Below are 17,784 nucleotides of genomic sequence, written 5' to 3'. Positions count from 1 at the left end.
AACAGTCGATTTTGCAATCTTTAGACGCCGAGCAACCTCAGCTTGCGTAAGCCCCTCATCCATCAATTTGATGATCTTGAATTTCAGTTCAGCCGCATCTGCTACAACCGGGTGCACAACGGGCGCGGGTGTCGATGGAATTGTGGCATCTATAAGTCCGGATGACTCAAGGTCGGCCTGGATGCTGCTGAGAATTGCACGAGGGGACTGTCCGCGCTGCGCAGCGTAGACAATGGTCAGAAAAGACAGGGGGTCTAACTGAAGCGCTTCGGCAAGTTCTTGGCTGACTTCAAGGGTCGCAGACCTGGTGCCGGCTTCAAGACGGCTGATGTGAGACTGATCAGTAAGCTTTGCAATGTCCTGTTGCGAGAGTTTTCGATGCGCTCTCAAAAACTGCAAGGCTGCTGCAAACGCGGTGCGAAGCGACATTCAGGCGTTCCTGTTAAACGGAACGATATGTCGGGATTGCGTTGTTCGATGCAAATGCTTATAGTCATACGCATCGAACGATTCGGGTTTACGTACATCTCCACACCCAGGCAAAAGCGAGGGGATAGGAAAGCGCACCATCACAAAGATTGCGCCGTAAGCCACTGGATCAATTCTCGCTAACGTGAATGTCAGCTCAATATATATCTAATTCGAGTGCGAGCGTTTTGCATGCGCCGTGGCCTGGATATACGGGCAGCCACGTTTAGTTTTTTCTATTTTCAGGCCGGCATTTTTTGATTGGCGATCGACATGAAAATCCAGATTTACTCGGATCTGCACAACGAGTTCGCCCCATTTGAACCGCCCTCGACTGACGCAGACCTAATTATTTTGGCCGGCGACATCGACACCCAGGCGAGGGGCGTCAGTTGGGCAAACGAGGTGTTCAGCCAGCCCGTCATTTATTGCGCCGGCAACCACGAGTTTTATAAAGGCCACATCGACCACACCCTGCGCAAAATGAAAGGCGCAGCAGAACCTCATGTGCACGTCCTGGAAAATGAGACGTGGGTTTGCAACCAAACGCGTTTCCTGGCCACAACGGCTTGGACGGATTTCTCATCGAGCGGAGATGTTGTGGCGGCGGGAAAAACCGCATGGGATTGGATGAATGATTTCCGGCTTATCCGGGCCGAAGACAACTTCCGTCGGCTGCGCCCGTCTGACCTCATCAGTCGAAACCATGCATCGTTTGCCTGGTTGACCAAGGAGCTTGATGAGCCATTTGTTGGCAAAACTGTCGTCGTGACGCATCACGCACCAGTGCCCGAGGTGGTCGGTGATAAGTATGAGGGGCATTTGAGCGCTGCTTACGCGAACAGTTGGCATGCGCTTCTTGAGAAAGCGGATCTCTGGATTTTCGGTCATACCCACAGGGCGATCGACGTCACGCTGGGCCGGTGTCGCGTGGTATCCAACCCTCGCGGCTACCCAAACGAATACACCGGTTTTGATCCCGGGTTCGTACTGAGCCTTTCCTGATTGCTGGTTAGCCGTTGCGTAGACCAAGCCTGCTTCGGTTATTGAAACAATTTTGGGACGCATCGACCTTTCGCTCATGCCAGTGGGTGGTGAGTGGGTTTGGCGCTGCTCTATTTTGATGAATGTGAGAGCACTGGATGATGTGTGGAATAGGCAAACAAATATTTATCTCTGTTATTTCGGCTTACGTTTCAGGCGCTTTGGGCCATGAGTGAGAAGGAGGATGCTCCGAGCATTCCTACAGCCGTCACCGCAGCCATGGAGAAGGACTTCGGTGTGCCAATCACGGCGTATTTGTTCGCAGCCGTCGACAGTCCACCTGTGCTCATGGGAACGATCTATGGTGATACCACAGGACGGTTTAGACAGGGCACAAGCATGAGAACGTCCGCGATAAAGAAGGCATTTTTCGTCGATGGATATTCATTGTTTGAAACCGTGGCAGGGAGTCGATACGCGGTGGTCAGCTGGGCTCCTGGCGGCAGCAATATTTACATGAACCGCATTTATCACTGAGCAAGTTGCGGATACGAATACACGGCATAAAAAAGGCTTTCGGGTTAACCAGGTGTTGATGTGAATCGGACATACGATTCTTTACCTGGTACTCGCGGGGGAGATCAGGTTACAGCGAAATGGCGAAAATGAGAGTTACAGGCACAGAGCTATTGGGCGATTTACTGTTTGGGTCAGCACGAATCCTTGGAGGATCAGCGCTCGGTGACGATGAGTTGATCGAGCTGGCCGCCGATACCTTCAGAGAAAAGCCTTTTTGTATCGTCAGGTGTTGGATGGTGTTGGATGTCATGCTCCCGGAATCTACAGAGCGGGAAATCAAAGCACAGGGCCTTGAGGCAACCGTCTTGTATGCCCAAACAGTAGTGTTCGACAGTCAGAACGATCACCAACCTGGTGACAGCGTTCTCAGTGATTTTCAGAGTGATTTCGACGGCTGCATTTTTGAAAGCAAAAACACGATCTTCATCCTAGCCGGTCGCGGCTCGCGCAAGCATACGAGCTTGCCTGCTTTTCAAATGCTGAATGCGTACGCAAATGCTGGTATTGGTGCATGGCAGTCTTCCTGACGCCTTCGTTTCGCCAGAGCGCTATCCAGAATTTTCTCCATTATTCATCCTCGGATAACGCGAATGTTTGACCCAAGAAATGAGCTTCCTTTGTGTGCCGGCCACTACGTACAAGCAATTGAGGCTGTGCGTGGAAAGGGGGCAGCTCTACAGCTGCTACGGGAGTTTTTATGCCTGAACGCTCATGCTGAAATTGTTTATGCGTCAGATATCAATGCCTACTTCCTTCGACTGGACGAGGTCGATCGGTGGAGTAACAAACGCGTCGGAATGCTCGACGCAGTGTCCACGATGCCATTCAAAGTTATCGAAGTGTTCCGGGCTGAAATTGCGACGTGGGCGCCACAGGATTACGCGCATGTCCGTGACAGCTTGGGGTTGAATGCCTTGATCAAACTGGGATTGCTTCCGGGCAACTGATCTCGGTTTCACATCAAGTTCGAATCATCGATCAACCCAGCCATATGCGAAGCGACGTGCGCTAACCACAGCGAGATAACGATATGCTCGATCCTAAACTGTTACGTAGCAACCTTCAGGAAGTGGCGGATCGTCTGGCATCTCGTGGCTTTGCCCTGGATGTTGCGCGCATCGAAGCGCTGGAAGAACAGCGCAAGATCGTCCAGGCCCGCACCGAAGCACTGCAGGCTGAGCGGAATGCGATTTCCAAAAGCATTGGTCAGACCAAGCAACGCGGCGAAGACATCGCACCGCTGATGGTCAATGTCGAGAGCAAGGGCAGCCAACTGAACGAGAACAAGGCTTCCTTGGACAAGATCCAGGACGAGTTGGAAGCGATCCTACTGGGCATTCCCAACCTGCCGCACGAATCGGTACCGGTCGGCAAAGACGAAGACGATAACGTCGAAGTGCGCCGATATGGCGCACCACGAATCTTTGATTTTGAGATCAAAGACCACTCCGTCCTGGGTGAGAATTTCGGCTGGGTGGACTTTGAAACCGCCGCCAAGCTGTCCGGCGCGCGCTTCACTCTGCTGCGCGGCCCGATCGCCCGTCTGCACCGCGCCTTGGCGCAGTTCATGATCAACCTACACACCAGCGAGCATGGCTACGAAGAGGTCTACACCCCGTACTTGGTGCGGGCCCCGGCGCTGCAAGGCACCGGTCAACTGCCGACGTTCGAGGAAGATCTGTTCAAGATCGCCCGTGAAGGTGAGGACGATCTTTACTTGATCCCTACGCCCGAAGTCCCGTTGACCAACCTGGCGGCAGGGCAGATTCTCGATGCAGAACAGCTGCCCCTCAAGTTTGTTGCCCATACCCCGTGCTTCCGTAGTGAAGCCGGCGCGTCAGGCCGCGACACCCGTTGCATGCTCCGCCTGCACCAGTTCGACAAGGTCGAGCTGGTACAGATCGTCGAACCTTCGAAGTCCATGGAGTCTTTGGAGGATATGACCGCTTGTGCGGAGCGTGTGTTGCAGGCGCTCGAATTGCCATACCGTGTTTTGGTTTTGTGCACCGGCGACATGGGCTTCAGTGCGGTCAAGACCCTCGGCCTGCAAGTGTGGATTCCGAGCCAGGACAACTACCGTGAAGTTTCGTCGTGCTCCAACTGCGGCGATTTCCAGGCCCGTCGCCTGCAAGCGCGTTGGCGCAACCCGACAACCCGCAAGCCGGAACTGGTGCACACCCTGAACGGCTCCGGCCTGGCGGTCGATCGCACCCTGGCGGCGGTGCTGGAAAACTATCAGCAGGCCGACGGTTCAATCCGCGTGCCGGATGTTCTCCAGCAGTTCATGGGCGGTGTCGACATCATTCGATGAAGACCTTGAATCTACCTTTGGCAGATACAGTGGATCACGACTTCGTTGACCACTGCCTTCCAGGGTTTTGGATGTGTTGGCCGCTGATATTGATCGCAATCCGGAGCGACTGCAGGGGATTGATGTTCTCCTGCTCGAACGGATCAATGCGTTGGTTGGCCTTTTAGAGGTTGATCTCACAGCGCCGCTTTCAGCGGATGACGAATGATTCAAATATGGTGCGCTGCGCTTGGCTGAAGGCGCTCGATCAATGCCACTCGGAGCAGCCTCCTGGGCAGCCAGCAGGCATCGTTTCTACAGAGTGGTGTAAAGCCTTCACGGCACCTTTAAAACGCTCCAGCGGCTTGTGGGTTTCACACCGAGTTCGAGTCATCGATCAACTCAGACCTGTGGGCCGCGACGTGCTCAACTTCGCGCAACCACAACCTTAGGAAACGGCGCCAATCATTGGCGTAACTGCCTTCCCGAAGTCGGGTCGACAACGCACTGGCGGCTTCAAATCGCATCCGCCAAGGCTGCGGTATGTGTTGATCAAGCACGAGCACAAAGTGGTGCCCGTCATTACCCAAGAATGGCGTTTCAGGTACCAACTCACGCAGCTCATCGATCGACATCAATGATGAATCACCGATAGGGTTTTCGAGATCCTGCTGTTCGATGTCGTCGAGTAGGGCCAACAATGGCCTCGCTTCTTCACTGCCGGGTCGTAGGCGTTCTAGAGTCCACAGCGTTTCACGGCGTGCGCGTTCGCGTTGCCAAAGAACCTTCAGATCATCGTTCATCAGTACTTCCTTACCGCAATAGATCATGCGTCAGCGTCGCAAAATGCCAAGCCTGCGCTACACCGTTGGGTCGAGTGAAATGCTCGGGTTTCCCAAGGGCAAAGACCGGAGAAAGGACAGTTTTTGGATGCCTGTATGTGGCCATTTTGCCAAGAGGCAGGTCGTTGTTTTTGACGTGTCGAAAATTATATTTTTTTTTGCCCCTTGAAAAATTTTTTCAGCGACGGATCTCTTATATTTGAGAGCAACAAAAAAGCAGCGATCTCGAAGACCCTGCTTTCCAAGGTCAGGATTGAGAAAAACGTCGCCTTTTGCTTCTGCGTTTGCCTCTGCTTTGGCTTTTTTCTCGCGGTCTGTCGTGCGGAACGCAGGCTCACGACGACCCCCAAGGGGGCTGGGCAAAATCGTTCTCCTTTGCGGCTGACAAGCCGCTGCTTCCCGTTTGATTTCAAACAACGATCCAAAATTTTTGAAAAAATACACTGGGTAGAAAACTCTGGTTCGGCATATCGGGTGAGCAGAGGAATAGGGATGCACAACGAGTTGGAATCTCATGTGTGGCTGTTGGTGCAGAAAACATGCGATCAGTCGATGTTTGCTCAACTAATTGATGATGCTGTTTGCAGTTACAAAAGGAAACCAGGGCTCGATACGCTTGTCCGACTGCATGCGTCTGATGTCGGGCTGACTTGCATTCGGACGTTGCAAGATGTGCTGAAACTTCACGGGATTGATGTGGGCAATTCAGAGAGTTACATCGAACTGAGGCTTCGCCTGAAGACGCATCTGCGTGACCACGTGCAGTGGTATCTAGTGGAGAATGGGATCGCGGGTGATGCACTGAAAGACGATCAGTTGGCGAAAGATCTTGGCCTTTAGAGCACCATGATCAAACGGTGCGGTTTTATGGCTAACCGTGAGCTGATACGTGGTGTCTGATGTTATAAATCGTTACTATAAGTAATCACTATTTTTTACACATTCTTGGAGGCAAACATGTCAAAGCTCGCAGAATTCCGCCAACTCGAAAAGCATCTGGCTGACCAGCTTCAGGCGCTCGAAGCACTGAAAAGTGATGCTGGGTTGAAGAAAGAAATCGAATTTGAGACCAAACTGCGCGCTTTGTTGGGCGAGTATGGCTGCAGTTTGAAAGACGTCATCAATCTGCTCGACCCTCAAGCGGGTCGCCGTGCGCCTGTTGCTGATTCCAAAGCGGGTTCGCGTAAGCCACGTCAAATCAAGGTCTACAAAAACCCACACAGCGGCGAAGTCGTCGAAACTAAAGGCGGCAATCATAAAACGCTGAAGGAATGGAAAGCACAACACGGGGCGGCGATCGTCGAGTCCTGGCTGACCAAGTGATTCAGTGTTGATGACAAAAGGGCCCTTCGGGGCCCTTTTTATTGAGCGGAATTCATTCGGAATCGACTTTTACGTGATCACTTATAAGCTGGACAAGTATCCGCACCGGTTCGGTAAAGGTCTGCTGAGATCTATGCACAAGCCCGATATCTCGGTGGAAAGTATGTTGTCCAAGGTCGAGCGCTCGTACACCTGTTGACCATTCTTGATGGAGTGCTGTCTGCGGCACTAGCGCTACACCGACACCATTTTCGACCAGCTTGATGATGGCCTCCAGTTCATCCAGTTCACAGACCTCACGTAAGGTGAAATGCATCTGTCGCAGGAAACGATCTACCTGCCTGCCCCCGAAGGATGATCGGTCGTACCGAATGAATGGTTGGCTGGAAAGAAGTTTTGACCAATCTTCTCCCGGTACATCGCGCGGAACGATCAGACGATAGGGCTCAAGCGCCAAGGTCGTCCACCGCAGGTCGCTCTGGAGAGAGAAGGGCGGGCGAATGATTACTGCCATGTCAATTTCGCCGGCATCTACAAGGTTGACCAGTTCCATCGACAAACCTGGGATTACGCGCGTCCGGCACTGTGGGCATTGTTGGTGAAACTTGGCTAACGCGTCTGGTAAATAGGAGCGCTGGACGGAGGCAATAGCGCCGATGTTCACCAGGATGCTGGCTGGAAGTCCCACAGCGGTAGAGCCAAGGTTTTCGTAAAGGCGAAGCAGCTCTTGTGCTTGTAAGAGTATCTGGTGGCCCATCCTATTGAGGTGGGCCGAGCGGCCTTTCCTGTCGAAAATCTCGAAGCCGAGCTCGGCCTCCAGGCGCTGAATCTGGGCACTTACCGCTGCTTGGGTGAGACCGATTTTGCTCCCGGCAGCAGCGAAAGTACCCTCCCGCGCTACGGCGATGAGTGTCTTGAGTTCTTTGATCATTCACAAATATTAATTGTGTTTTTAAGAAATATATATTGATTTTTTTTGGTGGTTGTCCGACCTACGATGTTCCCATCCCCGGCAACGTCTGAACCCAGTAAGCCGATGTCGGTGGCGATCCTGAGCTTGAAGCATCGTTCGATACCTGCGGTCGGCACTCATGTGCTGCTCCGTTGTTCACCAACAAAAATTAATATTGGAGTTCTAATGAGCCTCTCGCCTTTTCACCTCGCAATCCCCGTTTACGACCTGGCTGCAACACGCACCTTTTATGGTGAAGTCTTTGGTCTAGAAGAAGGGCGTTCCAGTACTCAGTGGGTTGACTTCAACTTTTATGGTCACCAACTGGTAATTCACGAGCATCCAAAAACGGCTTCGCAAGAGAGTGTCCACAGCAATCCGGTCGACGGACACGACGTTCCCGTTCCGCATTTCGGCATCATCTTGGGCTGGGAAGATTGGGAAGCGTTGGCCGAGCGCTTGAAGTCCTTTGGCACTGAGTTTGTGATCGAACCGTACATTCGTTTTAAAGGGCAGGTTGGCGAGCAAGCCACCATGTTCCTGTTTGATCCATGCGGAAACGCCCTTGAGTTCAAGGCTTTCAAGGATATGAGCCAGCTCTTCGCCAAATAACAACAGCAGTGGCACAACAGCGTTGTGCCATTTGATCTCAAGTGAGCTGGAAGCTCATGACTCTAGCAACTGCCAATAAATGCAGACCTATCATTCCTACAAGAAGGCTAGACATGAAACGTATTCCCTTGGTGTGGCAAATTGTTGCCGGGCTGTTGCTTGGCGTGATCGTCGGTTGGTATTTCAATACCCATCCTCACTATCAATCTTGGGTTAGCGCGGAGATCCTGAAACCACTTGGTGACATCTTCATCAAGATGATGAAGATGGTGGTTGTACCGATCGTGTTCTGTTGCATGATCCTGGGTATTGCAGGGGGTGGAGATAACAAATCATTTGGCCGCATGGGTGTAAAGTCGCTGGGATACTTCTTTGCGATTACCGCTCTGGCGATTGTCATGGGGTTGTGTTTCGCGAACATCTTCGAGCCTGGCACAGGTACCGATATTTCAGGAATTTCTCACGGCACCACATCGGTCACCATGGAGCCTTCCAAAGGGGCACTCGTTATTTTGCAGAACATCGTGCCGGATAACGTGTTGGTAGCGATGTCAGAAGCGAAATTGCTGTCAGTGCTGTTTTTCGCGGTTCTTTTCGGCCTGGCATTGAACGCGCTACCAAGAGAGAAAAGCGCCCCCATGATCGGGGTAGTTCAGAGTATTTCGGATGCGATGTTCAAGGTCGTCTCAATCGTTATGGCCTACGCACCGATAGGAGTATTTGGCATGATAGGTGCGACTGTAGCAACCTTTGGGTTTGCCTCACTGTTGCCCTTGCTCAAGTTAATTGGTGTGGTTTATCTGGCTCTAGTTGTCTTCGCATTGGTGGTACTCGGTGGTATCTGCTATTTGATCGGCGAGAACCTTTTCAATCTGATCAAGTATTTCCGGAATGAACTGATTCTCGCATTCTCAAGTGCCGCATCCGCAGCAGTCATGCCGCAGTTGATGAGCAAGCTGGAGAGCTATGGTGTTCCGCGTCGGATCGTTAGTTTTGTGGTGCCGGTGGGTTATGCATTCAATCTGGATGGTGCGTCGATTTTCCTTGGCGTGGCTACGATTTTTGTCGCACAACTCTATGGTATCGACCTGTCGCTGTCTCAGCAGATTCTTCTGGTGGTCACGATGGTGCTGACGTCTAAAGGTGCTGCTGGGGTACCTGGATTCGCCATCATTATTTTGTCTGCCACTTTGGCGTCTAGCGGTCTTCCATTGGAGGGCGTAGCCCTCATCGCGGGGATCTTCAGGATTATCGATAGTGGAACAACCACGCTGAACGTGCTGGGAAATGCGATTGCACCATTGGTTATTGCCAAGTGGGAAAAAGCAGCCTTGGCCCCTCCAAATGGCGAGCGAGTCGCGCAGAAAGCATAGCTATCTATGAAGAGCCGTCGGCTATTAAAAGCCTAAGGCTCTTCTCGCTTTTTCGGATCAAAAATTAATTGCGATGCCAGTTATCTTTGCCAGTTTCAGAACCGCACAGTCGGTTTTCTGAAGTATATGGATTTAGATTCTCGACGTAACCATCAGGGCAGCGCACCTTTCTGGCGCCATCGCCCTTGATGTTGGAATTCGAAGGCGTATTTGCCGGACGGTTACGTAGCGGTAGGTTCTCTAATCGAATTAAATCGCGCATCGATGAGTTAAGAATTGTGTCCGGCGTATATCAAAAACTGATGCAATGCTTTGGCTGGAGCAGACACAAGAGCTGCACCATCCCATATGAGACCTAGCTCCATATCAGGAATGGAGTCAGAAAGGGGTCTGGTTCCAAGGCGCCGGCCTTCCAAAGACCAGGCTCGATAGACCATATCGGATAGCACTGTTACTCCAAATCCATTCGCGACCAGTCCTCGAAGTGCTTCCATTGATCCCGTACGAAATGCTATTTCGGGGAATACTCCTGCTTCTTCCCAATAGCGCGTTGTAGAGATTTCTCCTTCGTCCACCGTGAGCAAAAGGTAGGGGAAAGCCTCAATATCTCGCAGGCTGATGGATTCTTTTGCCATCAGCTCGTGATCGACCGCCAGCCAGACTTGCCGGCGAGATCTCATAAGCACTGCTTTTTCTAGAGGCATCAATTTGTCCGAGTTCGAACTGATGATGAGCCCTAGATCCAGTGCTCCCGACTTTACGCCCTCTTCAATGGACAAGCGATCAAGGTCATGGAGATCGAAATTAATTTCGGGGTAGCTGCGACGAAATCTGGCAAGAAGTGTAGGAAGGTAATAGCCCAACACCGTATAGCAAGCGCCAATCCTGACCGTTCCCGCCAGGGAAGTGGTGCCGCTCAAAGGCTCGCTGACAGCATCTTGTACCGCGTGAAGAATTGTCTGTGTTCGCTCTAGGAAGCGATGCCCTTCCAGCGTGAGGCGCACGCCATAGGGCAGTCGCTCAAACAGGCTTACTCCAAGTGTCGCTTCAAGCTGTCCGATTGCGCTGGTGATCGCTGATTGGGAGACGTGGTTGTTTGTCGCGGCTTGCGAAAATTGGCCCGTCTCCGCTGCGGCTGCGAAGTACCTAAGTTGGCGGAGGCTAAGGTCGCGTGGATTAGGCATCTGTTTTTTTTATACCTGAAGTCATTTTTTAGAATTATACGATAGCTCATCGGCTGAATAACCTATCTCAAAGTCGATCGCTGGTAGTCATGGTGATCCGAATACAAAAATAAAACCTGAGGGGTAGCTTCATGAGTACGGCTTTGCCGACGTTGGACGACAAATACGTCCTTGAATCGGGTCAAGTCCTGATGACCGGCGTTCAGGCCCTGGTTCGACTGCCTCTTATGCAGCGACAGCGCGATTTGTCTTCAGGCCTCAATACGGCCGGCTTTATCTCTGGTTATCGAGGGTCGCCCCTGGGTACCTACGACCAAACCCTTTGGAAAGCCAAAAATCATCTTAAGACGCATCACATTACTTTCCAGCCTGGCTTGAACGAAGACTTGGCTGCGACCTCGCTGTGGGGAACTCAACAGGTCAACATGTTCGATGGCGCCCAATATGACGGCGTATTTGGTATCTGGTACGGGAAGGGGCCTGGCGTCGACCGCTGTGGAGATGTTTTCCGGCATGCAAACGCTGCAGGCACCTCTCAGTTTGGTGGCGTATTGGCGATTGCCGGGGATGACCACGGCGCCAAGTCTTCGTCTCTACCGCATCAGACGGAGCACATTTTCAAAGCGGTGATGATGCCCGTGCTCGCACCATCGGGCGTACAGGAGTACTTGGACTTCGGTATTCACGGTTTCGCTTTGTCAAGGTTCAGCGGATGCTGGGTTGCTCTCAAAGCAGTGGCCGATACGGTGGAGAGTGGGGCGGTTGTGGACGTAAGTCATGATCGGGTGCAGACGCTGATCCCTGATTTCCCAATCCCTGCAGGTGGACTAAATATTCGTTGGCCTGATCCGCCTTTGGATCAAGAGAAGCGCCTCTTCGAACACAAGCTTTACGCTGCGGTTGCTTACGCTCGAAAGAATGGTCTTGACCGGCTGATAATGAATTCGCCAAAGGCGAAGGTCGGCATTATCACTTCAGGCAAGTCGTATCTCGACGTTTGCCAGGCGTTGAAGATGCTCGGGATCGATGATGATCGAGCTCAGCAATTGGGACTGCGTGTTTACAAAGTTGGCATGGTTTGGCCGCTAGACGCAGAGGGGGTTCGGCAGTTCGCCGATGGCCTTGAAGAGATTGTGGTGGTCGAAGAAAAGCGCCACTTGATCGAGTACCAATTGAAGGAGGAATTGTACAACTGGCGTGAGGATGTCAGACCTCGCATTGTCGGCAAATTTGCTGATAAGGGTGAGTGGTCGCTTCCACATACCGATTGGCTGTTGCCTGCTATTGGCGAACTCACTCCTGCGATGATCGCGCGTGCGTTGGCCAAGCGGATCCTTGGCCATGTCTCCAGCGAAGAGTTGCAAGTCTGTCTTGGAGTTCTGGAGGCTCAGGAAGCTGGTCGGTCTCATTACGCCACATGGGTTGAACGAGTACCTCACTACTGCTCGGGTTGTCCTCACAACACTTCTACTAAAGTACCCGAGAACAGCCGTGCTTTGGCTGGTATTGGTTGTCACTACATGGCGAAATGGATTTACCCGCAGAACGGTACATTCAGTCAGATGGGGGGGGAAGGTGTGGCCTGGATCGGTCAGGCACCTTTCACCAAAACTCCTCATGTATTCGCCAATCTAGGTGACGGTACATATTTCCATTCCGGAATTTTGGCGATCCGTGCAGCAGTAGCTGCTAACGTCTCGATCACCTACAAAGTTCTTTACAACGATGCCGTCGCGATGACCGGCGGCCAACCTGTTGATGGCACTCTCACTGTGCCTCAGATTAGCCGCCAGCTAGCGGCAGAAGGCGTAGGCCGTGTTGTTATCGTTACTGATCAACCAGAGCGATACGAACAACTCACCGATCTCGCACCTGGCGTTCCTGTTTTTCGACGAGATCGCATGGACGAGATCCAAAAGGAACTGCGAGAGTTTCGCGGTGTTTCGGCCATCATCTACGACCAAACCTGCGCTGCTGAAAAACGCAGGCGCCGCAAGCGTGGACAATTTCCAGACCCGGCTCGTCGCGTCGTCATCAATGAGGCCGTTTGCGAGGGATGCGGTGATTGCAGCAGTAAATCGAACTGCATGTCGGTTACTAACATTGCGACAGAGTTTGGTAATAAGCGAGAGATCGACCAGTCCTCTTGCAACAAGGATTTCACCTGCCTAGACGGGTTCTGTCCCAGCTTTGTAACTATAGAAGGTGGCAAGCTGAAAAAGCCTGCCGCGCTCGAAGAGTCTGCTAAAGACTTATGGATGTTACCGGAGCCACAGGTTAAGTCCGTGGAGCAGCCTTACGACATTCTCATTACCGGTGTAGGTGGTACTGGTGTCGTGACTATTGGAGCTCTACTCGGTATGGCTGCTTATGTCGAGGGCAAGGGAGTCTTGAACCTGGATATGGCTGGCATGGCTCAAAAGGGAGGAGCGGTGTGGTCGCACATTCGGATCGCTCATGAGCAAGCTGCGCTCGATGCGCCTCGCATTGCTGAAGGTGAAGCGAAGCTGCTTCTGGGCTGTGATCTTGTGGTCAGCGCCAATAGTGAAACGCTGGTCAAGCTACGACAGAACGTAACTCATGCGTTGGTCAATGTTGAGGAAAGCATCACCAGCGCATTCGTACGAACCTACGCAGGCCAGGCCGAGACGGGGGATCTTCTGAAGCACCCGGAGCCCGACTTTTGTGCTGATCATCTGCGTGCCCAGATCGATGATGCGTTGGGTTCCAGCAAGGCAGTTTTCATTGAAGCGAGCGAAGTGGCTACCGCGTTGATGGGCGATTCCATCGCCACCAACATGTTCATGCTGGGCTTTGCCTGTCAGATGGGTTGGCTACCAGTGAGCCAGCAATCATTGCTGCAAGCTGTGGAGCTCAATGGCACTGCGGTCGCCTCTAACAAAGCGGCTTTCATGTGGGGCCGTCGAGCCGCTGTCGATCTCCCGCGTGTGAAAGAGATGATCGCGCGCAAACAAACCGCTGGTGGACGCGTCCAACTGGCTCAATCGCTGGATGAGATTGTGCAGCATCGGGTTAGTTTTTTGACCGAGTATCAAGACGCTCGATACGCCGAGCGCTATTACCAGCGTGTATGTGACTTCAAGTCCCTTGAGACTCGAATAGCAGGTGAGCCTGGAGCGTTAACGGAAGCTGTTGCTCGTAACTACTTCAAGGTTATGGCGATCAAGGATGAGTACGAGGTTGCACGCTTGTACTCAAGACCTGAGTTCCTCGAAAAAATAGATGCTCAGTTTGAGGGTAATTACCGCCTCCAATTTCATCTTGCCCCACCGCTTTTCAGCGGCGGAAAAAAATCCGGTTATGGAGCCTGGATGCTCAAGGCATTCAAACTTCTCTCTAGTGTGCGGCGAATCCGTAACTCGTGGATAGACCCCTTTGCTCGAACTCACGAGCGAAAGGTCGAACTCGCTTGGCTCCAAGAATATGAAAACTTGCTCGACCTACTGGAAGCCGAACTTTCGCCTGAGAAGCTCAACCTCGCAGTTGAACTGGCTGAGCTACCTGATGCAGTAAGAGGCTATGGCCCAGTAAAGGATCGATATCTGGTACAGGCCAATATTCGCTTGAAGCAGTTGTCCTCTCGCTGGATGGCTCCAGTGTTTGTTGACGCCTCGATTGATCGAAAGTCAACGATCGCGCTTAAACAGCTTTGACTTCTGACGCGCATTCACTCACGGGCTAAGCCCTCATAGCCGGCCTAAAAGGTCGGCTTTCAGAACAATTAGAAAAGCGAGATGCTGAAAATGAATCAGTTACCTAGCTTGAATTTATTTCTTGGTGAAGAGATAGACATGCTGCGGGATTCCGTATCGGGGTTTGCTGCGAAGGAAATTGCGCTGGGTGCTGAAGCTGCGGATCGTGACGATCAATTCCCCATGGATTTGTGGCGCAAGCTTTGATCTTACTGTGGCGTCTCCGATAAAAATCGATTAGTAAGGGTGAAGTGTCATGGCGATGATGTGTTCAACTCCTGCTGCGGAACTACAAGGCGATCGAATTCGAAAAGTAGCACTATCGTTATTCGTTGCCCAAGGATACCAAGCCGTAAGTTTGCGGAATTTGGCCATTAACGTTGGCATTCAAGCCGGCTCACTTTACAGTCATATAGAGAGTAAGCAGTGCCTGCTCTTTGAATTAATTTCAATGCATGAGGCTGGGCTTCTACAGGTGCTCAAAAAGCGCTTGCTACATACCAACGCTGTCGCTGGAATTGAAGATTATGTAGCAAGTTATTTGAGGTTTATTTTTATGGGTCTTCAGAGTGTGACTTTGTCTCAGCGCGAGTGTGGTGGGCTGAATGAGCAGCAGCAAGACTACGTCCGAGGTTTGAGGGAAAGCCAGCAGCAGATTTTGTTAGGTATATTGGCGGAGGGTATTTCTCAACGGGTATTTTTTGTGAATGCTCCGGATGTCGCAGCTCAGGCGATTATCACTATGCTGAATGGCGTATATATATGGTATGGGATGGAGCTACCTAGTAAACGTGCAAAAATTATAGCGCACTATCAATCAATGGTTTGTCAGCTGCTCGGTCGAAATAGTGCTTGATCAAAGACTTTGTTAAATTTTTAACTAGAGCAGAGATATCAGCCATTTGTGGTTTGTGGTAAGTGCAAACGAGGCGGTTTGTATTTAAGGTGTGGATGAAAATAATGTTGTTGAGTTTTGGGGTGTTTTGATGAGTGTCGTCGCTGAAGTCTAGCGCCTGCGTGTCGAGGCGTATGATTCTGGCTAACTCCACCCCCGCAGTTGGGTGGGGGCGCTAATGTGCCTATGCATCACCGGTCAGGTGGATTTACTTTCTAGATTAAGGAGGATATTAGATATGAGGGTCGAACTATTAAAAACTTGCGAAGTATTTTCGAAGTCCTCTCAATGTATTTAGGGCAGGGTACCTGCGGCGCGAGTCACGATTTTAATATTTTCCCATGTCTTGGAGTAAAAAATGTCGAACACTAGAATGTCAGAAAATTCAGCCCGATTTAGCTTAGTGAAAACCTTTGTGTCCGGTGTCAGCCGTGCTTCTTGAAAAACAGTTGAATGGGGTTGATTGGCGATGCGCGATCGAAGAGTTGAATCATCAAGGCTGGACGGTTCTACCAAGCCTTTTCAGCGAAGCGCAGTGCCATGAGTTAGCGAGCTTGGCTGAAAATGAGGTTACCGTTATGGCAGGCACGGATGATCCGAATACCAGCCTTTGTAATGGCTGGCTCACTCATCTGACAAGGCCCGCAGAGATTTTGCAGCGTATTGAAGAGGCGTTATATTCCCAGCTTTATCAACTGGCGAATAAATGGAACGAACAATTTCAGGGCAGCTATTGCTTTCCCCGCAAGGCTTGGGAGTTAACCCAAGAGTGTAATGAATGGGGCCAGCATCGTTCATTGACTTACTTGTCCCGCTATGGCGAGGGAGATCATGAGCTTCTACACCAATGTGTCAAAGGAGGACAGAGAATTTTTCCACTGCAGGCTGTTGTGCTGCTTTCGCAGCCAGGTAAAGACTTTCAAGGTGGAGAGTTATTCGTATCGGAGCGGATACCTGGACTGATGCCTAAAACCTCCGTCCTACCTATGTGGCAAGGGGATGTTGCCATTTTTGCATTTAATAAAAGACCAATTCTATTCTGTCAGAGTGTTTTGAGAGCGATTGTGCGTTATGGAGTACAGCGCGTGCAATCAGGTGAACGTGTGGCCTTGAATTTAGTTTTTCATAAGGGAGTCGGTCAGAATGATATTACTCCAAGTCCTAATTATTATGAGGGGGCTAGTTCGAGGTTTTTGGTGCGTTTAGTCGAGGGAGGCAAGTTAATAAAATAATATAGTATTAAGGCTCGGGGTTTGGTCTGATGAAGTGTTGGAGCTGTTTCGAAGAAGGTCGAGCTCCTCTAAAGCTATAGCTGTAATGTATTTAACTCCGATTTCGAGAGTTTTTTCACTGAAATCATACTTTTCCCAGTAGACCCCTTTTGTTTTTAGTCTCAGCGGAATGGAGTCAAGCGGCCATTTTCATGCTGATTACCGACCAGACTGATCAACCTGCGACAAATTGGTGTTGGCCCGACCAAAGTCCCTACAAAACGCTGACGTGGCGCGCCCCTTGCTTTATGATTGATGTCGACAATGGCAATGTCATAAGAGGTTCGTCATGCAAGGCTCTACCCGCTACCACCGCGCTAAGCAGGTGCAAGGTCTGACCTTGGGTGAGGCTGAGCTTGGTGAGTTTTGCTTCAAAAAGCATTTTCATCTGGACTACCACCTAGGACTCATCACCCGTGGTGTAGAGCGAATCGGCTTCCGAGGCGCTTCTGAAAAGGTTGGGCCTGGATCCATAACGTTCATGCCGGCGTTTGAGGTTCATGATGGATCAGGAGACTCTTATTCAAGTGACACTCACACACTTAAGACTTTTCGCATAAATAAACATTTGATGCAGTCAATGATGACCGAAGTGTTGGGGCACGATCATGATGTAAGTCTCACGCCATCCATCACCCCTTCATCATATTGGTGGCATCAAATGAATCGTTTTCATGATGCCCTTATCGGCCCCACGCACATATCTGAACTGGCATTCGAGCAGGTAATGCTGCAATTCGTCTATTTTCTATTTGTCCACACGCAAAAGCTTGTGGCTCAGCCCTGCGATGGCACGCTTTCACGTAACGAATGGAGTCGTGTGGTGGATTTTTGCAACGTCAATATGAGTGACAAGATTGTACTGCATGACCTGGCGAGTCTTGTGGGGCTTGATCGATTTCAATTTCTCAGAGCGTTTTCACAAACCACTGGGATCACCCCTCATGCCTGGTTACTTCGACTTAGGTTGGAGAATGCATGCGCTTTACTCAGCGCAGGCAAACACTCTGTGGCTCAGGTAGCTGCTGAAGTAGGCTTTTATGATCAAAGCCACTTCAGCAGAGCGTTCAAAACCGCTTACAACGTTTCTCCCTCTTCCTACCAATCAATATCCTAGTGGCATGTATCAGACTCTTGCCATTGAGCCACTGATTTCGCGCTGACGCTTACACCCCCGCATACGACAATGACCAGATCCTTAGCTAGTGCAATTGATGGATGGTTCAGGTAGGCGACTGCCAGTGATACACCGCATGCTGGTTCTACCAATTGGCGCATGTCGTCAGCGTATCGAGCTA

19 protein-coding genes and 2 pseudogenes are annotated in these 17,784 nt (G+C 51.2%); 15 read left to right on the top strand and 6 right to left on the bottom strand.

Features of this window, described 5'->3' with window-relative positions; all coding sequences use genetic code 11:
• Positions 1-429: helix-turn-helix domain-containing protein (locus tag ACQKP2_RS27510; RefSeq protein WP_427581149.1), on the bottom strand; the 429-nt coding region annotated here is incomplete at its 3' end.
• A gap of 312 nt (positions 430-741) precedes the next feature.
• Here ACQKP2_RS27510 and ACQKP2_RS27505 point away from each other — a divergent pair.
• The 6 genes from ACQKP2_RS27505 (at position 742) to ACQKP2_RS27480 (ending at position 4,550) form a co-directional block, all read left to right on the top strand.
• Positions 742-1,473, top strand: coding sequence for a metallophosphoesterase (locus tag ACQKP2_RS27505; RefSeq protein WP_427581147.1), 732 nt, complete (start codon positions 742-744; stop codon positions 1,471-1,473).
• 207 nt (positions 1,474-1,680) lie between these two features.
• Entirely contained in the window at positions 1,681-1,989 is a 309-nt protein-coding gene (locus ACQKP2_RS27500) for a hypothetical protein (protein WP_427581145.1), read from the top strand.
• Positions 1,990-2,108: 119 nt separating this feature from the next.
• Positions 2,109-2,558 (top strand): DUF6957 family protein, encoded by a 450-nt coding sequence (locus tag ACQKP2_RS27495; RefSeq protein ID WP_427581143.1) that lies wholly within the window; start codon positions 2,109-2,111, stop codon positions 2,556-2,558.
• A gap of 63 nt (positions 2,559-2,621) precedes the next feature.
• The gene (locus tag ACQKP2_RS27490; protein WP_427581141.1) at positions 2,622-2,978 is read left to right on the top strand and encodes a hypothetical protein; all 357 of its coding nucleotides are present in this window, start codon (positions 2,622-2,624) and stop codon (positions 2,976-2,978) included.
• Between the two features lie 83 nt (positions 2,979-3,061).
• On the top strand, positions 3,062-4,342 hold the full coding sequence (serS, locus tag ACQKP2_RS27485; RefSeq protein ID WP_427581139.1) for a serine--tRNA ligase: 1,281 nt from the start codon (positions 3,062-3,064) through the stop codon (positions 4,340-4,342).
• A gap of 76 nt (positions 4,343-4,418) precedes the next feature.
• Complete coding sequence (locus ACQKP2_RS27480) at positions 4,419-4,550, top strand: hypothetical protein (protein ID WP_427581137.1); 132 nt, start codon at positions 4,419-4,421, stop codon at positions 4,548-4,550.
• 145 nt (positions 4,551-4,695) lie between these two features.
• Here the strand turns inward: ACQKP2_RS27480 and ACQKP2_RS27475 are convergent, their stop codons facing one another.
• Positions 4,696-5,124, bottom strand: coding sequence for a hypothetical protein (locus ACQKP2_RS27475; protein WP_427581136.1), 429 nt, complete (start codon positions 5,122-5,124; stop codon positions 4,696-4,698).
• 57 nt (positions 5,125-5,181) lie between these two features.
• Positions 5,182-5,607, bottom strand: coding sequence for a hypothetical protein (locus tag ACQKP2_RS27470; protein WP_427581134.1), 426 nt, complete (start codon positions 5,605-5,607; stop codon positions 5,182-5,184).
• A 48-nt stretch (positions 5,608-5,655) separates the two neighbouring features.
• Between ACQKP2_RS27470 and ACQKP2_RS27465 the strand changes: the two genes are divergently transcribed.
• On the top strand, positions 5,656-6,003 hold the full coding sequence (locus ACQKP2_RS27465) for a hypothetical protein (RefSeq protein WP_427581132.1): 348 nt from the start codon (positions 5,656-5,658) through the stop codon (positions 6,001-6,003).
• 117 nt (positions 6,004-6,120) lie between these two features.
• Positions 6,121-6,486, top strand: a complete 366-nt coding sequence (locus ACQKP2_RS27460) for a histone-like nucleoid-structuring protein, MvaT/MvaU family (RefSeq protein ID WP_427581130.1) — start codon at positions 6,121-6,123, stop codon at positions 6,484-6,486.
• A 52-nt stretch (positions 6,487-6,538) separates the two neighbouring features.
• On the opposite strand, the gene ACQKP2_RS27455 is transcribed toward ACQKP2_RS27460, so the two are convergent.
• Complete coding sequence (locus ACQKP2_RS27455) at positions 6,539-7,417, bottom strand: LysR substrate-binding domain-containing protein (RefSeq protein ID WP_427581128.1); 879 nt, start codon at positions 7,415-7,417, stop codon at positions 6,539-6,541.
• Between the two features lie 207 nt (positions 7,418-7,624).
• Here ACQKP2_RS27455 and ACQKP2_RS27450 point away from each other — a divergent pair, with 207 nt between their 5' ends.
• Positions 7,625-8,050, top strand: coding sequence for a VOC family protein (locus ACQKP2_RS27450; RefSeq protein WP_427581127.1), 426 nt, complete (start codon positions 7,625-7,627; stop codon positions 8,048-8,050).
• A gap of 113 nt (positions 8,051-8,163) precedes the next feature.
• Positions 8,164-9,423, top strand: coding sequence for a cation:dicarboxylate symporter family transporter (locus ACQKP2_RS27445; RefSeq protein ID WP_427581126.1), 1,260 nt, complete (start codon positions 8,164-8,166; stop codon positions 9,421-9,423).
• Positions 9,424-9,692: 269 nt separating this feature from the next.
• Here the strand turns inward: ACQKP2_RS27445 and ACQKP2_RS27440 are convergent, their stop codons facing one another.
• Entirely contained in the window at positions 9,693-10,607 is a 915-nt protein-coding gene (locus tag ACQKP2_RS27440; RefSeq protein WP_427581125.1) for a LysR family transcriptional regulator, read from the bottom strand.
• A 131-nt stretch (positions 10,608-10,738) separates the two neighbouring features.
• Between ACQKP2_RS27440 and ACQKP2_RS27435 the strand changes: the two genes are divergently transcribed.
• The 5 genes and pseudogenes from ACQKP2_RS27435 to ACQKP2_RS27415 all read left to right on the top strand — a co-directional run bounded on the left by ACQKP2_RS27435 (position 10,739) and on the right by ACQKP2_RS27415 (position 17,603).
• Positions 10,739-14,281, top strand: coding sequence for an indolepyruvate ferredoxin oxidoreductase family protein (locus ACQKP2_RS27435; protein WP_427581124.1), 3,543 nt, complete (start codon positions 10,739-10,741; stop codon positions 14,279-14,281).
• Positions 14,282-14,371: 90 nt separating this feature from the next.
• Positions 14,372-14,521, top strand: a pseudogene (locus ACQKP2_RS27430) (acyl-CoA dehydrogenase family protein); the annotation flags it as partial.
• Between the two features lie 55 nt (positions 14,522-14,576).
• Complete coding sequence (locus ACQKP2_RS27425; protein WP_427581123.1) at positions 14,577-15,176, top strand: TetR/AcrR family transcriptional regulator; 600 nt, start codon at positions 14,577-14,579, stop codon at positions 15,174-15,176.
• A 470-nt stretch (positions 15,177-15,646) separates the two neighbouring features.
• The gene (locus tag ACQKP2_RS27420; RefSeq protein WP_427581122.1) at positions 15,647-16,447 is read left to right on the top strand and encodes a 2OG-Fe(II) oxygenase; all 801 of its coding nucleotides are present in this window, start codon (positions 15,647-15,649) and stop codon (positions 16,445-16,447) included.
• A 328-nt stretch (positions 16,448-16,775) separates the two neighbouring features.
• Complete coding sequence (locus ACQKP2_RS27415; RefSeq protein ID WP_427581121.1) at positions 16,776-17,603, top strand: AraC family transcriptional regulator; 828 nt, start codon at positions 16,776-16,778, stop codon at positions 17,601-17,603.
• Here the strand turns inward: ACQKP2_RS27415 and ACQKP2_RS27410 are convergent.
• A pseudogene (locus ACQKP2_RS27410) lies at positions 17,600-17,784 on the bottom strand (pyridoxal-phosphate dependent enzyme); the annotation flags it as partial. The gene ACQKP2_RS27415 and the pseudogene ACQKP2_RS27410 overlap by 4 nt on opposite strands.

Source organism: Pseudomonas sp. NPDC089569 (assembly GCF_050280625.1).
Classification (GTDB): domain Bacteria; phylum Pseudomonadota; class Gammaproteobacteria; order Pseudomonadales; family Pseudomonadaceae; genus Aquipseudomonas.
This window is presented reverse-complemented; position numbering and strand designations above follow the sequence as displayed.

What these genes read in the sequence shown, in the direction of transcription:
- ACQKP2_RS27505 (WP_427581147.1), top strand. Translation starts at nt 742, where the DNA reads ATGAAAATCCAGATTTACTCGGATCTGCACAACGAGTTCGCCCCATTT.
- ACQKP2_RS27500 (WP_427581145.1), top strand. Translation starts at nt 1,681, where the DNA reads ATGAGTGAGAAGGAGGATGCTCCGAGCATTCCTACAGCCGTCACCGCA.
- ACQKP2_RS27495 (WP_427581143.1), top strand. Translation starts at nt 2,109, where the DNA reads ATGGCGAAAATGAGAGTTACAGGCACAGAGCTATTGGGCGATTTACTG.
- ACQKP2_RS27490 (WP_427581141.1), top strand. Translation starts at nt 2,622, where the DNA reads ATGTTTGACCCAAGAAATGAGCTTCCTTTGTGTGCCGGCCACTACGTA.
- serS (WP_427581139.1), top strand. Translation starts at nt 3,062, where the DNA reads ATGCTCGATCCTAAACTGTTACGTAGCAACCTTCAGGAAGTGGCGGAT.
- ACQKP2_RS27475 (WP_427581136.1), bottom strand. Translation starts at nt 5,124, where the DNA reads ATGAACGATGATCTGAAGGTTCTTTGGCAACGCGAACGCGCACGCCGT.
- ACQKP2_RS27465 (WP_427581132.1), top strand. Translation starts at nt 5,656, where the DNA reads ATGCACAACGAGTTGGAATCTCATGTGTGGCTGTTGGTGCAGAAAACA.
- ACQKP2_RS27460 (WP_427581130.1), top strand. Translation starts at nt 6,121, where the DNA reads ATGTCAAAGCTCGCAGAATTCCGCCAACTCGAAAAGCATCTGGCTGAC.
- ACQKP2_RS27455 (WP_427581128.1), bottom strand. Translation starts at nt 7,417, where the DNA reads ATGATCAAAGAACTCAAGACACTCATCGCCGTAGCGCGGGAGGGTACT.
- ACQKP2_RS27450 (WP_427581127.1), top strand. Translation starts at nt 7,625, where the DNA reads ATGAGCCTCTCGCCTTTTCACCTCGCAATCCCCGTTTACGACCTGGCT.
- ACQKP2_RS27445 (WP_427581126.1), top strand. Translation starts at nt 8,164, where the DNA reads ATGAAACGTATTCCCTTGGTGTGGCAAATTGTTGCCGGGCTGTTGCTT.
- ACQKP2_RS27440 (WP_427581125.1), bottom strand. Translation starts at nt 10,607, where the DNA reads ATGCCTAATCCACGCGACCTTAGCCTCCGCCAACTTAGGTACTTCGCA.
- ACQKP2_RS27435 (WP_427581124.1), top strand. Translation starts at nt 10,739, where the DNA reads ATGAGTACGGCTTTGCCGACGTTGGACGACAAATACGTCCTTGAATCG.
- ACQKP2_RS27425 (WP_427581123.1), top strand. Translation starts at nt 14,577, where the DNA reads ATGGCGATGATGTGTTCAACTCCTGCTGCGGAACTACAAGGCGATCGA.
- ACQKP2_RS27415 (WP_427581121.1), top strand. Translation starts at nt 16,776, where the DNA reads ATGCAAGGCTCTACCCGCTACCACCGCGCTAAGCAGGTGCAAGGTCTG.